Source organism: Vibrio sp. D431a, from assembly GCF_030248655.1.
In the GTDB taxonomy this organism is placed as follows: domain Bacteria; phylum Pseudomonadota; class Gammaproteobacteria; order Enterobacterales; family Vibrionaceae; genus Vibrio; species Vibrio alginolyticus.
Genome location: NZ_JAHGAP010000079.1, coordinates 1 through 1,320, shown reverse-complemented (window position 1 = coordinate 1,320; position 1,320 = coordinate 1). Strand labels below are relative to the sequence as shown.

2 protein-coding genes are annotated in these 1,320 nt (G+C 37.7%); both read left to right on the top strand.

What is annotated here, in order from left to right; genetic code table 11:
* Positions 1-853 (top strand): hypothetical protein (locus KJB35_RS27995; protein WP_285469892.1); only part of this gene is annotated, 853 nt, incomplete at its 5' end.
* Positions 854-1,029: 176 nt separating this feature from the next.
* Positions 1,030-1,308, top strand: a complete 279-nt coding sequence (locus tag KJB35_RS27990; protein WP_054824883.1) for a hypothetical protein — start codon at positions 1,030-1,032, stop codon at positions 1,306-1,308.
* The last annotated feature ends 12 nt before the right edge of the window (positions 1,309-1,320 follow it).

Here is a 1,320-nt window from a genome sequence, read left to right as displayed (position 1 = left end):
CCTTAATGCGGCGTTATGCAGCAGAGATAAAATTATGAATTCGTACAATGAAATGGCTCAAATTTTAGACCGTCTGGGTTTCTCCGATTTCTATTTTAGCCAAATAAGTAATGTCCAGTCTCAGGTAGACTTTGGTAAGCGAAAGGGAAAAATAGATTTCACATCTATTAAATCAGCTGCTGAACAATACACTTATGAGTCCTCTGGGAAATACTCTGTAAATATCGACCGCCAGTTAGGTGCTCTAGAAACAACGCCAAATAATGAACTTATTTTACAATGCGTAGAGGTTTTTGATTGGGGTGGGGTTCAAGCATCAAATATTATTGATGCTATCAATCTTCACCGAAAAAACGAACTGAAACCGTATCTTGCAGAGTGTAAATCTTGGTTTGAAGATGACCATAATTTGGTAGTTGACCTCAACAACATAAATTGGTCTAGTGGATGGACGAAAGTTTTCTCATTTATGTTTGAACTCACCACTATTTATGATTCAAGAGTTGCTGCATATATAAACTATATCTTTGCTAGTTATTTTGACTCTTTGGAAAGTGTAGAGCAGAAATCAGAACTAACGTTAATAACAAAGCATCTTGTTTCATTCAAAGGCACTGGGACACGAGTTCGATGCTTAAATAGTGAACTTCGTAGGATGTTAGGGATTAATATGAAGTCACCGGACGATAAGCGAAACTTTAAAGCAAATAAAGTGGCATCGTGGTTTTTGAGGTATTTGTGTAAGCTAGAGTATGGAGAAGTTACTCAAGCAAACTTCAGACAGGTGGATAAGGCAATGTTCATGTTAGGCTTTGACATCAAGCAAATTGATTGTAGTGCTCCCTTTGAGTAACTGCATAACAAAGCATTTAAGAGTGATTCGCAACGCTTGGCAGTTTCGCTTCGCTCAAGTATAGCCAAGCGTCGCTCACACCTTAATGCGGCGTTAGGCGACATGAGATAAACGATAGAGTAGTGATAGTATCTTGGCGAGAATCTAGCTTCAGTTAACAGAAAAGGAGTGGGTTAATGAATGGTAAAGCATTTGATAATTGGCAAAAATCGCGAAAGAAAGGATGTTTAAATTGGCTTTTCAGAACAACTTTCGTCACAGCCATCTTGTACATGATTTTCAATGTTATTTTCCTTTATCCATCTTCTGATGCGGCAAGCATTACGATTTTCTTATCGGATAATGCTCTTAATTACTCCATTTACACGATCGGGATGTTTTTCGCATTTTGGGTTATTTGGCTATACAACGAATCTTCGTATGAGAAAGAAGTTAAACGTAGAAATGTCGCCTAACAAACTGTTCAA